Source organism: Streptomyces sp. NPDC001450 (assembly GCF_053597295.1).
Map to the genome: position 1 here is coordinate 1 of NZ_JBSFHY010000085.1, position 13,271 is coordinate 13,271.

General features: G+C 72.1%; 14 protein-coding genes and 1 pseudogene. 5 read left to right on the forward strand and 10 right to left on the reverse strand.

What is annotated here, in order from left to right:
- Positions 1 to 293: 293 nt before the first annotated feature.
- The 6 genes and pseudogenes from ACWC5O_RS44180 to ACWC5O_RS44205 all read right to left on the reverse strand — a co-directional run bounded on the left by ACWC5O_RS44180 (position 294) and on the right by ACWC5O_RS44205 (position 5,958).
- Positions 294 to 1,034, reverse strand: a complete 741-nt coding sequence (locus ACWC5O_RS44180; protein WP_450592332.1) for a hypothetical protein — start codon at positions 1,032 to 1,034, stop codon at positions 294 to 296.
- A 340-nt stretch (positions 1,035 to 1,374) separates the two neighbouring features.
- Complete coding sequence (locus ACWC5O_RS44185) at positions 1,375 to 3,003, reverse strand: hypothetical protein (protein WP_450592330.1); 1,629 nt, start codon at positions 3,001 to 3,003, stop codon at positions 1,375 to 1,377.
- A gap of 431 nt (positions 3,004 to 3,434) precedes the next feature.
- A complete protein-coding gene (locus ACWC5O_RS44190) occupies positions 3,435 to 4,061 on the reverse strand; it encodes a hypothetical protein (RefSeq protein ID WP_450592329.1) in 627 nt (208 codons plus the stop codon).
- Between the two features lie 178 nt (positions 4,062 to 4,239).
- Positions 4,240 to 4,536 carry a sigma factor-like helix-turn-helix DNA-binding protein gene (locus ACWC5O_RS44195; RefSeq protein WP_450592328.1) on the reverse strand — a complete coding sequence of 99 codons (297 nt, stop codon included), beginning with the start codon at positions 4,534 to 4,536 and terminating at the stop codon, positions 4,240 to 4,242.
- 274 nt (positions 4,537 to 4,810) lie between these two features.
- Positions 4,811 to 5,261 (reverse strand): annotated as a pseudogene (locus tag ACWC5O_RS44200) (membrane-associated oxidoreductase); the annotation flags it as partial.
- A 16-nt stretch (positions 5,262 to 5,277) separates the two neighbouring features.
- Positions 5,278 to 5,958, reverse strand: coding sequence for a class I SAM-dependent methyltransferase (locus tag ACWC5O_RS44205; RefSeq protein WP_450592327.1), 681 nt, complete (start codon positions 5,956 to 5,958; stop codon positions 5,278 to 5,280).
- A gap of 91 nt (positions 5,959 to 6,049) precedes the next feature.
- On the opposite strand from ACWC5O_RS44205, the gene ACWC5O_RS44210 reads away from it, so the two are divergent.
- Entirely contained in the window at positions 6,050 to 6,697 is a 648-nt protein-coding gene (locus tag ACWC5O_RS44210) for a TetR/AcrR family transcriptional regulator (protein WP_450592326.1), read from the forward strand.
- A 57-nt stretch (positions 6,698 to 6,754) separates the two neighbouring features.
- Positions 6,755 to 7,027 (forward strand): SHOCT domain-containing protein, encoded by a 273-nt coding sequence (locus ACWC5O_RS44215; protein WP_450592325.1) that lies wholly within the window; start codon positions 6,755 to 6,757, stop codon positions 7,025 to 7,027.
- Between the two features lie 24 nt (positions 7,028 to 7,051).
- On the opposite strand, the gene ACWC5O_RS44220 is transcribed toward ACWC5O_RS44215, so the two are convergent.
- The 3 genes from ACWC5O_RS44220 to ACWC5O_RS44230 are packed head-to-tail and all read right to left on the reverse strand — an operon-like array spanning position 7,052 to position 9,371.
- On the reverse strand, positions 7,052 to 7,903 hold the full coding sequence (locus tag ACWC5O_RS44220; protein ID WP_450592324.1) for a phosphatase PAP2 family protein: 852 nt from the start codon (positions 7,901 to 7,903) through the stop codon (positions 7,052 to 7,054).
- Positions 7,900 to 8,721, reverse strand: coding sequence for a polyphosphate polymerase domain-containing protein (locus tag ACWC5O_RS44225; RefSeq protein ID WP_450592322.1), 822 nt, complete (start codon positions 8,719 to 8,721; stop codon positions 7,900 to 7,902). Before ACWC5O_RS44225 ends, ACWC5O_RS44220 begins: the two co-directional genes overlap by 4 nt.
- Positions 8,718 to 9,371, reverse strand: a complete 654-nt coding sequence (locus ACWC5O_RS44230; RefSeq protein WP_450592320.1) for a DUF4956 domain-containing protein — start codon at positions 9,369 to 9,371, stop codon at positions 8,718 to 8,720. The genes ACWC5O_RS44225 and ACWC5O_RS44230 overlap by 4 nt, the downstream gene beginning before the upstream one ends.
- 152 nt (positions 9,372 to 9,523) lie before the next feature.
- Here ACWC5O_RS44230 and ACWC5O_RS44235 point away from each other — a divergent pair, with 152 nt between their 5' ends.
- A complete protein-coding gene (locus tag ACWC5O_RS44235) occupies positions 9,524 to 10,195 on the forward strand; it encodes a response regulator transcription factor (RefSeq protein ID WP_450592319.1) in 672 nt (223 codons plus the stop codon).
- Positions 10,192 to 11,565: an ATP-binding protein gene (locus ACWC5O_RS44240; protein ID WP_450592318.1), complete on the forward strand. Its 1,374-nt coding sequence runs from the start codon at positions 10,192 to 10,194 to the stop codon at positions 11,563 to 11,565. The genes ACWC5O_RS44235 and ACWC5O_RS44240 overlap by 4 nt, the downstream gene beginning before the upstream one ends.
- A gap of 4 nt (positions 11,566 to 11,569) precedes the next feature.
- On the opposite strand, the gene ACWC5O_RS44245 is transcribed toward ACWC5O_RS44240, so the two are convergent.
- Positions 11,570 to 12,694, reverse strand: coding sequence for an MFS transporter (locus ACWC5O_RS44245; protein WP_450592334.1), 1,125 nt, complete (start codon positions 12,692 to 12,694; stop codon positions 11,570 to 11,572).
- Positions 12,695 to 12,916: 222 nt separating this feature from the next.
- On the opposite strand from ACWC5O_RS44245, the gene ACWC5O_RS44250 reads away from it, so the two are divergent.
- Entirely contained in the window at positions 12,917 to 13,156 is a 240-nt protein-coding gene (locus tag ACWC5O_RS44250) for a hypothetical protein (protein WP_450592317.1), read from the forward strand.
- Positions 13,157 to 13,271 lie beyond the last annotated feature (115 nt).

Here is a 13,271-nt window from a genome sequence, read left to right on the forward strand (position 1 = left end):
AAACGCTCGGCTGGGAAACCCCAGCCGAGCGCCTCGCTAAGCTCCTGGCCACAGCCAGTTGATCACTGTGTTGCAACGACCCCTGGAATTCGCCGATGGTCCGGGGGCCCCGGCCGTCTGACCAGTTGGCCGGAAGTAACTGGCCGGCCCGGACAACTGCAGGAGGCACGGCGCGGCCTGGACCGCCGTGGGGCGGGGCACGGGGCGTCGCCGTGGACTTCGCACAGTACGGCTGGTTCACGCAGGGCACTGAAGGCTCGGCCACCGTTGCAGACGGCGGCGAGGTCCTGTGACTAGGACTGCCGGGCGGTCTCGGAGCGGGTGCGCTCGTACTCGGCGGAGTCCAGAATCTCCCAGACCGCCTGGCCGATGGCAAGGACGCCGCGGGCCGGCAGGGTCGCGGCACCGATACGCACGCAGTCCGGCAGATGAGCGGGGCGGCCGAGGTCGACACCGTCGAACACGGCTCGCGAGGTTTCGACAAAGTAGATCCGCTGCGGCATGAGCATTCCGGTATGGCCACTCGGCATGACGCCGGAGAAGCGCATGTCGCCCATTCCCAGCGCGCGGGCCAGTCGCTGCCGTGCCCGAAGCCAGAACGGAGTGCGCCAGGTGGAGAGCGGCAACGCCGCGCTGACACCGTTCAGAAGGTCCAGGAGCCGGGTCGAGGTGGCAGTCAGGGTCCAGTCCAGTGAGGGGGAGTCCATCGTCACCCGCAGGGAGGCCGGTCCCGTCCAGGTCACCTGTATGTGCGCGTGTCCCGTGCGGTCGCATGCGGCCCCGTAGTACCTGGGGCACGCGGTGTCCAGCCGTGTCCCGTCGACGTCGATCGACCAGTTGCCGTCTGGATCGCGGTGCCACAGCGTGCGGTACGGACCGAAGTCGTTCTCCGGGAAGACGCGCAGCGCGAGGACGTGACCGGAGTCGAAAGGCAACCCGAACACGCCCCAGCCCTTGACGTACTCATGTCCCGGCCAGGGGGCTCGGCCCCGTACCGTCGGCAGGTTCGACAACCTGGTGGCCAAATCGAGCATCTCGATCACCCCGGAGGGTCTCCGTGTGCCTCGGTGCCCCCGACACCAGCGTAGGGTCGACCGAGGTGCGGGCGCCATGTAGCGGTAATGGCGTCGGCCACCCGCTCGGGCTCGTCGACCTGGACGAAGCGGCCGGCGTCGTCGAGCAGACGCTGTTCGCTGTTCGCTGTTCGGGAACAGTCGGCGAACTGCCCCCGGCGGTGTCCGGACCCGCCACCCCGACACTGCCCAGAGGGCCTGGTGTGCGAGGTGCACCAAGCCCTCTGTCATGCGTGCAGCAGCGGGGCGGACAGCCGGCCGCCGCCCACCGAGGGCGTCGCCCGCGGGTGATGGTGTCCGGTCAGTGGTGGTCGCCGCAGCCGGGGAGCCGGAACGAGGCGAGACGGGTGCGCCAGTTACCGTGGCCCGCCGTCTGCTGGTACTGGTTGGTGTACCAGAACGTGCAGTCGTCCGACGGGTCGATCGCCGTGGAGGTGTAGTCCCCCCAGCGGTTGCTCCCGGTCTGGGAGGCCGCTCCGTTGCGCACGGTGGTCTCGTGGAACGTCAGGCGGTTCCGCGGATCGTCCGCCAGGCGTGCGGTGACGCGGATCGAGGGGTGGTCCACGGCGGACGACTGCGAGTAGCCCAGGGCAATGTCACCGTCCCTGTCCTGGGCGACGGAGCCCATCCACCGATAGGTGGCGTCCGGAGCGTAGGTGCTCTGCTGGTGGACGACCGGCACGCCATTGCGCAGCCGCAGCTCGTACCAGCGCGTACCCACGCCGCCGTTGGCGTCGACCGCGTGGTTGAACACCAGGGACTGACGCCCGTTGCCCAAGTTGCGGTAGGCGAGCCGGTACATGGGCCAGTAGGAGATCGAGTCCAGTTTCTGGGCGGTGTCGGCCTGCGGGACGCACCGCTCCGGATCGGTGTTCTCGCAGGCGCGGGTGTAGGGGGCCACGGACAGGGTGCCCGGGCCGGTGACGGTGGTGTTGGCCTGGTTCGCCCAGTCGACGTGGAACCGCCAGTACTGCAGCGTGTCGTCGGTGGCGCCCAGGGTGACCAGTGTGTTGGGCGTACCCCGCGGGGGAGCGTTCCTGCCGTCGAGGTCGGAGGGGAGCAGGAAGCCGGCGAAGTTGCTGTGGGACGGCGTCGGAACGTTGTAGCACTGCTGGTCGGCGGAGGCGCCGCGGAGCATCCTCTGCCGGTCCCAGGCGCATACCTCCGCGACACCCAGGTCGGCGTTGTTGATGCCTACGTAGTAGGCGTCCGGCCATACCCCGACCTTCGGGTAGTCGGGCAGGTGCTGGTACGCGAAGTCGTAGCGGTGGTAGGAGCCGGTGGCGTCCTCGCCACTGGAGACGGCCACGCACAGGCGGAACGAGGTCTGCGACTGGTTGAAAGCGAGCTGGCTGATGATCCAGCGTCGGGCCAGGGTGTCCCAGCGGACCACGGCATCGCCGGAGTTGGTGGTCTGGCACAGTCCGCCGAATCCGCTCCACAGGGTGTTTGTCGGCAGCGGTCCGAGCACGGTGGCACCCGTCTTGGAGTACACCGCCAGCCGGGTGTTGACCGCCTCCACGATCTGGCGGGAGCCGACCGAGGAGTTGGGGTCCGGGGGCGTCGGGCCCTGCCCCGGAATGCCCTCGAAGTTGTTGCGCAGCGGGATTCGAGGCCGGGTGCCCTGGCGGTTCTGTACCACCGGATCGAGTGCGAGGCCCGGGGGCTGGGTGCGGGGCGGCCGGAGTTTGGGCCTGGGCCGTGCCGTGTACGGTGCGGCCGGCTGATTCTGGGACGCCTCCCACAACGAACGAAGCGTCGGTGAGGTGTCGTGGTGCACCGCGGGGCCGGAGTCGGGGGACCGGGTCGCCGGAGCCGACCGGGACGTGGCGCCGGCAGCGGGTGTGGCGGACCACGCCGGGAAGACTGCCAGAGCCGGGCCCAGCGCGGCCACGGCGATGAACGAACGCAGGCTACGGAAGACCTGCACGAAGCCTCCAGAGAAGTTGCTGAGCCAGCCGTTGGGCACGCCGGGTCACGACGAGGGCCAGATGGCTCCGGCCTGCCGTGACCGGCTGTCGCGACTCCCCGTGCGGTCGGTGCACGCAGCGGGTCACGTGTCGGGGACCGCGCCTTCGTGGAACGGGCAGCCCATCTGGTCTTTTGGAGCCCCAGTTACGCACCTCCCCCACAGGAGGCCCCGCGATCGACGAGGAGTTGACCGTCGAGGCACGTCACGGGGACCGCTCCAGGCAGCGCACCAGCCGCCGGAATCCGTGTGCGGGTGCGCGTACCACTTGGCCAGGCATGACGAGCAGGGCCGCCGCCACGTGGCCACATGCCGCAGGCAGCGGCCCGGCCTCCGTCACCCCCGCCCTTGGCGGGCTGCCATGGCGCGGGCACCGGGTGTGCCTGTCGCGTTCACCGGCTCTTCGTGGAGATGCCACGGGTGGCTTCGAGGAGGGGCAGCCGGTGGACACCGTCTGCGGGCTGCTTGTCGGAGGGCGGTCCCTGCGGCTGGACCGACATGACGACGACCACCTGGTAGTCGCCGGGTTTCTTGTCCACGTCGGACCATGTGGTGCCGGGGCAGAGACTGTCGACCGTCAGGGTCTTGACGTAGGGGCGCCGGCCGACGGGGTACAGGAGGGCCGACGTGTTGACCGGACCGGTGTCGGCGGCGGGCTTCTGGCGGCCGGCGATGACGCCGTGCTTGAGCAGGAGGGCCGTGGGCGGGACATCTACGATCGGCAGGCTGAGTGCCGCTGTCCGGTCGTGGGAGGTGATCTTGTAGGTGGTCCGCAGCGTGGAGCCTTGACGCCGCAGGGACGTGATGGTCAGCGGCAGGGATTCATCAGGGCCGCTGACGCGGACCGGAGGTGCGATGGTGCTGCCGCAGGGCAGGGAGCGGTCCTGTTGCCGCAGCGGCGGGGAGGTGGTGGTCGGGGCGGGGTGGGCCGGATCACCGGTCGCCGCATCGGAATTTCCCCCGCATCCGGCGAGGGCGAGCAGCAGGACGGGGACGGCGGGCAGCAGGGTGCGGCGCATGAGTTCCTCCATGAGATGTCGAGAGGCCGTTCATTCGGACAGCGGGGCACGGGCGACGATCAATGAATCAGGGGCCCGGGTACCGGAGGGCACGTCTGCTGGGCGGCGAGGACGACGGCCACTTCGTAGCCGCCTCGGATGCCGGTCGGACGGATCCTGGCCACGACCCGACCGTCCTTCAGGACCGCACGTCGGGATGTGCACGGTCACGGCTCCCCTGCTGGTACTCGCCGGGATCCTCGCGCCGCAGGCGTAGTGAGGGAGTCCCGGAGCTGCGCCACTGGTCGCGGGCCAGCGCGTCGCTCAGATGACGCTTGACCGTCCCCTCACCGCAGCCGAGCCGCGCCGCGACGCCCGCAGTGGACATGTCCTCGTGGTAACGGAGCACCACGCAGGCCCGCTGCCTCGGCGACAGTCCGCGTAGCGGTTGGGCATCGTGCGACGTACGTATGCCTCCGCCTCCCCCAGTCCCCACGCAGGAAGCCGTACCGGTTCAGCTCCGCGCCGGGCTCCCGCGCGGGCTCGGACTGCAGCCTCGATGATTCGGCCACCTTCCCTCCGATCCCCACACCCGGTATCACGAACAACTCCCCCGTCCGGTTGGGGCCTTGCCTCGACAGACAACGTCGGACGGCAGGAGCACCACGCACGCCCGCTGCCTCGGCGAGCGGCCACAATCAACTCACGGGCCCGCCAGGGGTGTTGAACGCGAGAGGCGCTGAGCGGGCGTCGGTGCCGGAGGGCACCGGGTAGTGCGGGGCCTCGGACGCCTCGAGGGGGCGGGGGTGATGCAGGGCGTACGCGATCGAGCCGACGGCCGGCAGGGACAGGAGCCAGGCGCAGGCGCGCAGCGGGCGGAAGCCGTAGCCGACGGTGGCGTCCTGGACGTAGCCCCACAGGCGTCCGTACCAGGCCCGGGTGCCCGCAGGCGGCGCTGCTTGGCGAGTTGGACGAGGCGGGCGGCGTGGTCGTCGCCGGCGCGGCGGTAGGCGGCGGTCAACTGTTCGTAGGCGTCGGGGACGTAGCCTTCGCCGTCGCGCTCCAGCATGGGCAGGCGGCGTTCGGCGGGCTCGTGCGGGGTGAGGGTAGACGAGGCCGCTGAGGAACACATCGGCCGGCACCCGCCTCCGCGTCCAGGACCAGGACCTCGATCTGGGCCCGGCGCAGATTCAGCGCGCCTTGCATGGGCGGACTCTGGCGTCACGCCCTGACAGTGTCAACTCCCTTGAGAATCATCCCTCCTGAGCCTCGCCTGCACGTAGTACAGCCACGGCCGTACATCGCCGTGCCCCGTCACCTCGAAGCCTGCGTCCGTGATGAGGGCGTCCAGCAGGTCCACCCTGTTGTGGGCCATGGCGTGGCCCGCTCCGCCGTGTACGAGGTGCCGGCCGAGCCTGGTCTTCGGGGGCCGGAACTCCACGACCAGCAGGCGGCCGTCCGGGCGCAGGACGCGGTGCATCTCGCGCAGTGCGGCGGGGCGGAGTTCCTCCGGCAGGTGGTGCAGCATCAGGCTGGTGACGACCGTGTCGAAGGAGGCGTCCGGCAGGCCGAGGGACTCGGCGATGCCTTCCCGGTAGGTGCAGGGGGCGCTGCCGGGGCGCCGCTTCCTGCCGCGGGCGTAGGCGAGGACCGGCGGTGACGGGTCCACGCCGGTCACGGTGCCGTCCGGGCCGACGCGGGCGGCCATGTGCCGGGTCAGGTAGCCGGTGCCGCAGCCCACGTCCAGGACGCGGTCGCCGCTCTCGGCGCCGCTGAGTTCGGCGAGGCGGGTGAAGGCGCGGTTGCGGCGGCCCGCGAAGCAGAGGGCGCCGAAGAGTTCGTACGCGCGAGGGGTTCCGATGGTCACGCCGGGCGTGTCCGCGTGCGATGTGCCCTGCATGAGGTGTCCGAGGGGCATGGGCCCTCCTCCATAACTTAGTCGACACTAAGTACGCTGCTAACTTAGCCGCAACTAAGGAAGGCGGCAAGGGCGGCATACGATGGCCCTCGTGACCGAACCCCGCCCCCGAACGCGTACCCGACTGCCCGCGGCGGAGCGCCGCGCGTCGATCCTCGCCGCGGCCACGGAGGTCTTCTCCGAGACCGGCTACCAGCGCGGCAAGGTCTCCGACATCGCCCGACGCGTCGGCGTCACCGAGCCGGTCGTCTTCCAGAACTTCGGCTCCAAGTCAGCGCTGTACCGGGCGGCCCTCGACCACGCCACCGAAGCGGTCTCCGCGCTCCTGCACCGGGCCACCGACGCCGGCCGTCCGGTCCCCGAGGTGCTGGCGACGTTCCTCGACCCGAGTCACATGGACCGCTTCCACCAGCCCGGCTCGCACGGCTTCCTCTTCGCCGACGCCACCGCGCTGGCCCACGACCCCGACCTCGGCGACGCGCTGCGCCGGGTGCACCAGCACCTCGCCGACGCGCTCGCCGAACTGCTCCGCCGGGGCCAGGAGGCCGGGGACGTCCGAGCCGACCTCGACCCGCACACCGCCGCCTGGTGGCTCGTCTCCCTCCTGGCCGGCCGCTCCTTCCGCGCCGCCGTCGTCCCGGACCGGGAGGCGGTGGAGACAGAGCTGACCCGCATGGCGCTGGGCGCGCTGCTTCCGGAGGCGGGCGGGGAGCGGGGCGGCACACCGGGGGGCATGTGACCCGCTGCGGGGACCAGACGGTCGGGGGACAGTGGGAAGAGGAAGCCTCCCCGGGAGGTGAGCACAGTGTGGTACTGGCATGGCGGTGGCTGGGCCTGGATGGCCTTCATGCCCATCGTGTGGATCGTGCTGCTCGGCCTCGTCGTGTGGGCGGTGGTCCGGCTCACGCAGCACTCCACGGGGCGCGACAGCGGGCAGAGCCCGGGGCGGCAGCCGCGGGATACACCCGAGGAGATCCTCGACCGGCGCTTCGCCTCCGGTGAGATCGACGCGGACACCTATACCGAGGCCCGCGAACGCCTCGCCGCCCACAGGCCGAAGCCCCCGTGAGTGCGGCGAGGCGGTGGGCGTGCGTCAGTGGCCGCTGATCGTGAGTTCGTAGTCGCCGATCAGGTCGCCGAGGAGGGTTCCGGCGGTGAGGTCGCCGGAGACGTGGCCGGCCATGTAGAGGCGGGAGTAGAGGACCTCGTCCTGCATCCACCGGTAGTCCTCGGCGCGGTGCGGGGAGAGGGCGCTGAGGAAGGTGACGGCCGCGGCGGCGCGGGTGGCGTGGCGGGAGGGGTAGGAGTACGGGCCCTTGGCTCCGGGTTCGATGTGCTTCTCGGGGCGGAGGGTCGGGTCCAGGACGAAGGGGGCCGGCTGCTTGTCACGGGCGGCGAGCTGGTCGCTGACGGTCTTGGCCAGCTTGAGGGCCGCCTTGAGTTCGGCCTTCTCCGCCGTGCCCTGCTGGGCCGGGATCAGCTCGCGCTGGTCGTGGAGGTAGAGCTTCCAGACGTCCTTCTTGCCGTTGAGCTCCAGCCAGGTGGCCGCCTTCTTCCCGGCGGCCGTGCGCGTCTTGGCGAGGGCCTGGACCTGGTGGAGTTCGGCGGTGCGGTCCTTCGCCGTGGGCGGTGCGGGGATCTGCCGGGCGGCCCAGGCGGCGAACGCCTTGTCGTCACGGGTGGTGCCGTGCGCCTTCTTCCACTGGGCGAAGAGGGTGTCGGCCTTCGCGCGCTGGGCGTCGGCCTGCTGGCCGATCGGGGTGATCTCGGCGTCCGTGAAGAGGGTCGGCGGCGGGTTCTGCCTGATGCGGTCGGTCGCCGAGAGCTTCTGCTTCGTCGAGGACGCCGTGGGGAGCAGCTGCGGTCGCAGCAGGCCGAAAGCGGCGGCCGACACGGCGAGCAGGGCGATGACCGCGTACTGCCATTTGATGCGCAGGGCCTTCATGCGGCGGGGGTCCTTTCGAGGAGCGGTGCGGGAGGGGCCTCGGCGGTGAAGTGCGCGCGGGCGAGACGGCGTACGTCGTTGTCGGGCAGGCCGGGCGTGAGCAGCGACTGGCCGACGATGTACTTGCTCAGGGAGACGGGCCGCGCGCCGAGGCCCAGCAGAAGGCGGTCGGCGGGGGCGGGGCGGGTGCCGCCCTTGGTCTCGACGAGGACGTGTCCCGGGTCGAGGGCAGCGGTGCGGTCCCCGTGGTGGCAGGTGAGGCTGCCGTCGAGGGTGACGCGCGTTCCGTGTTCCAGGTCGGCGAGGGCCGCGCGGACGTAGCGGATCTCCGCGGCCGGGGACAGTGCCGCGGCGGTGACGGGGACGGCCGCCCGGCGCAGTACGTCGTCGATGAACTCGGCCGCCGAGCCGTCCAGTCGGCCGTATGCGTGGGTGGGGGCCTTGAGGGCGTGTTTGACCGTGGCGCCCCGCCCGTCCTTCGTCTTCACCTCCACCCGGCACAGCCCGTCCTCCGCGTACAGGCGGGTGCGGACCTTCCAGCGCCGGCGGCGTCGCTGGACATGGGCCCGCCAGGCGCCGAGCCGCTCGGTGTCGAAGTAGGTGCTGCGGTAGCTCGTCGTCCGGCGGCCGGCCAGGTCGAGGACGTGATGGCTGTCGCCGAGCCGCTCGACGAGGAGGCGTGCCCGGTCGAGGGGGACCAGGTACTTGCGGTCGGTGCGGTGCTGGAGCGCGGCTGCCGCGTCGACCTCGGCGAGCGTGGCGCCGCGCAGGGCGGACAGGCCGAGGTCGGCGGCGATCGGGGAGGAGGCAGGGGTCATGAGACGGTCACCTGCTCGCGCGGCCCGGTGTCCTCGACGGTGGCGGACTCGCCCGGTACGGCGGGGTAGCGGGCGGAGACCCGGGTGGTCTCGCGGACGTAGTCCACCTCGTCGACGACCACCGACAGCGGTGCCCGGCCGAAGCGGAACGCTACGTCGGCGGCGATCGCGGAGGGGTCGTCGTAGACGCGGTCCAGGGTCAGTTTCACCGTGCGGGTCGGCGGCTCGTAGGCGCGCGGATCGTCCACCAGCAGCACCGCCACCAGCACCACCACGTCCACCGCGATGACGAGCCAGGTGTCGCGCTGCGGCAGTCCGGTGCACAGGGCTGTCACCAGGGCCACGAAGGTGTAGGCGACGTCGCGCAGGGTGAAGGCGGCGCTGCGCAGGCGGACCAGGGAGAGGATGCCGAACAGGCCGAAGCCGACCCCGGCCGGGAACTTGCCCGCGCTGATCGCGCTCATCGCCGCGAACAGACCCACGTTCAGCGCGACCAGGACCAGCGGCATCGCCGGCGCGCTGGGGCGGCGCCGATAGAGCCAGCCGACCAGGATCAGCAGGGCGATGATGTCGAGGCCGCCGCGCGTGGTGAGGTCGGTGGGGGCGATGTGGTGGGTGATGCCCCTGGCGGCGAGCACCAGTGCGTCCATGGCTGTCCCTTTCCGTCCCGGCACGTCGGACGGCGGACCGGTCGCGGTCCGCGGAGCACCGCGACGTGAAGGACGGTAGGGATGTCACATGAACAGACCATGAAGCCTTCCGAGCGGCCGGATCCGGGGCGCGGGCGGTTAGCCTGGCCGGCATGCACTACCTGGTCGTCGACGACGAGACCCGCCTCACCGACCTCGTCGTCCGCTACCTCACCGAGTCCGGACACACCGTCGAAGGCCGTTACGACGGCCCGTCCGGCCTGGCCGCCGCCCGCGACCCCCGGCTGGACGGGATCGTCCTGGACGTGATGCTGCCGGGCATGGACGGGGTGGAGGTGTGCCGGACGCTGCGCGGCGAGGGCATCGACGTGCCCGTGATCCTGCTCACCGCGCGCGGCGCGATCAGCGAACGGGTGGCCGGGCTGGACGCCGGCGCCGACGACTACGTGGTCAAGCCGTTCGCCATGGAGGAACTGCTGGCCCGGCTGCGCGCGATATCCCGGCGCCGCCCCGAGCACTCCGGGCGCCTGCAGATCGGCGACCTCGTCCTCGACCCGGAGCAGCAGCGGGCCTGGCGGGCGGACACCGAGCTGGATCTGTCCCGGCGCGAGTTCGCCGTACTGCGGGTCCTGATGGAGAACGCCGGGCGGGTGGTGTCCCGCCTGCGGCTGCTGGACGAGGTCTGGGACGGCGAGACCGACCTGCGCAGCAACGCAATAGACGTCCATGTCTCCAAGGTGCGCGCCAAGGTCGACCGCGCGTTCGGCCGTACGACGATCACGACCCTGCGGGGTCGCGGCTACCGCCTGGAGACCGCCCGGTGAAACCGCAGGGCAGGCTGCACGCATGGTTCGGGCGGCTGCCCGTCGTCACGCGTCTCGTGCTGGCCGTCGCGGTCACCATGTCCCTCGTCCTGACCGGTGCGGCCGGGCTGGTCTACTGGCGGGTGCAGACCGCCCTCGACCGGCAGCTGCACGACGACCTTGCGGCCTACCAGCGCAGCCTCGACCGGTCCGTGCGCGCGGGCACCGCGCTGCCGCCGGGCCCCAGCGGCAGCCTCCACCAGGTCCTCGACCCTCGCGGCCGGGTCCTCGACGCCGGCGCCGGTGCGGGCCATCGGGCTCTGCTCACTCCCGCCGAACTCGACTCGGTGGCGCACGGGCACGCGGTACGGCGTGACATCGGGTCCCTGCTGCCGATCACTCCGGACACGCTGCGTCTGCAGGCCAAGCGCGTCAGGGCCGGAGGGGAAACGCGCGTCGTCGTGGCCGCCGTCCGGCGCGGCCACCGCGACGAGGCCCTGCGCGAACTCCTCGCCCAACTCGGCTTCGCCTCCGGACTGACCCTGATCGCCGCCTCGTACGTCGGCTACCGCACCGCCCGCGCCGCCCTGCGTCCCGTCGAGCGCTACCGCAACGCGGCGGCCACCCTCGCCGACGGCGCCCAGAACCTGCGCCTGGACGTGCCCGCCGACCGCGACGACGAGATCACCCGCCTCGGGCACACCCTCAACCGCATGCTCGACCGGCTGGAGGCGTCCGCCGTCCGCGAGCGCCGGTTCGTCGCGGACGCCAGCCATGAGCTGCGCACCCCGCTGTCCCTGCTGAGGGCCGAGGTCGACGTCGCACTGCACCGGCCCCGCCCGGCCGAGGAACTCACCGAGACCCTGCGCTCCGTGGACGCCGAGGTCCAGCGCCTGATCGATCTCTCCAACGCCCTGCTGGACCTGGAGGAACTCGGCGGCACCGACCACGTCACCCGGGCACCCGTACGCCTCACCGAGCTGGTCGGGACCGCCGTGGCCCCGCATCTGCGCACCGCCGAACGGGCCGGGCGCGGTCTGACCTCCCACGTGGCGGACACCGGCGTCGACGTCGACGCCCGCTGGCTGGTGCCCGCCATCGGCAACCTCGTGGACAACGCCCTGCGCCACGGACACGGGAACGTCCGTCTCAACGCCGCCGTCCACGAGGGCAGGCTGCGGCTGTCCGTCACGGACGAGGGGCCGGGCTTCCCGCCCGAGTTCCTGCCCCGGGCGTTCGACCGCTTCGCCCGCGCCGAAGCGAGCCGCACCGGCGAAGGATCCGGCCTGGGGCTCGCCTTCGTGCGGGCGGTGGCCGCGGCACACGGGGGCACGGCGCGCGCGGAGAACTCGGGGGGCGGGGCGACGGTGACGCTCGACCTGCCGTGCTGAAGGTTCAGCCCCGGCCCACGAACGCCACCGCCGCGCCCGCCCCGACGAGAATCGCCAGCGCACCGAAGCCATAGGGCAGCGAGGCGGCGGACGCCACCGCGGCCACCAGCAACGGCCCACCCGCGTCGCCGAGTTCGCGGCCCAGTTCCGCCGCGCCCATGGTCTGGCCCAGCCGCTCCTGAGGCGTCGAGGAAGCCAGCGCGGCGAAGCCCAGCGGGGTGATCAGGCCCGTGCCGAGGCCGATCAGGACGGCGCCCACGAGGATGCCGGTCAGTCCCGGCAGTATCGCGCAGGCCAGGCCGGCCGCGGTGACCGCGAGTCCCACGGCGAGGCCCGTCCGGGTCCTGAGGCGCCCTTCGTCCAGGGCCCGCCCGGCACGCGGCTGCACCACGGCGGCGCAGGCGGCGAGCAGCGACACCGCGGCCCCGGTGGCCACCGTGCCCAGTCCGGCGGCGCGACCGGAGACGGGCAGGAAGCCCACGCCCGCCGAGAGGGCGGCGGTCGCCGCGGCGAGCGCGCCGGTCGGGGCGAGGAACGCCGGGTCGGCGAGCCGCCGGGCCAGGTCCAGCACCGTCTGCCGGGCCCTGGGCAGCGGGGGTACGACGGGAACGGCGAACGTGGCCCAGACGGCGACCGCCGCGCCGAGCACCGCCAGGACCGCGAACAGCAGCCGCAGGCCCCCGGCCCACACCAGGACACCGCCGAGCAGCGGACCGAGGGTGTAGCCGAGGGACTTGCAGAAGCCGTAACTGCCGAACGCGCGGCCGTGCTCGGCGGCCGGGTTGAGCCGGGCCACCAGCGCGGCGGCGGACGGCGAGAAGGCGGAGGCCGCGGCCCCCTGCCCGAACCGGGCAGCCCACAGCCAGCCGGGGCTGTCCGCGACGACGTACAGCGCGGACGCGACGGCGAAGGCGACGAGCCCGCCGAGCAGCACGGGGCGGGCGCCGACGCGGTCGGCGAGGGTGCCGAAGACCGGCTTGAGGACCACCTCGGCGCCGTCGTAGAGGGCGAGCAGCCCACCCAGCACCAGCAGGTCGGTGACCGCGTCCTCGGATGCGCCGCCGAGGCTGGCGGCGATGCCGTGCGCGCCGAAGGCGGTGGTGAACCCGGCCGCGTACAGCGGCCACATCCGCCGGGCCGGGGCGGTCTGCACGCTCACTGCTCCGCGTCCGGTGTCTGGTGCAGAGCGGCGAAGACCGGCACGTTCGGCACGTAGCCGAATGTAGCGCAGCCGTTGCATCGACCGATGTGCCCGGCGATTCGCCGTGCGTTCGCGGATGTCCGTCAAGCCCTCCTGCGCAGGAGGGCTGAGACCCATCGCACCCCGAGAGTTACTTGCGCAAGGCCTAAAATGTTCCGCGTGGAGATGACCGACGTGACCGGCTGGGAGACCGCGGTGCTCGAAGGCGGGCCCGCGGACGGAGTGCGCATGAAGGTCTCCGGGCGGCCGCGCGTGATCCAGGTGACGCACCCCTGCCGGATCGAGGCATCGCCGCCCGGTGTGCGCGCGGAAGCGGTGTACCTCTACCGCCGGGACTACACCGTGAACGACGAGCCGCTGCGGTACGGCTTCGACGTCGCCAGCCCCTGACCGGCGCGGCGAACCGTCACTCGTCGGAGTCGGGCTTGGTGCGGGCCGCCGCGTACGCCTGGGCCGGTGTCATGGGGACACCGTTGAGTTCCACCGTCTTGTAGGGGCTGACCTT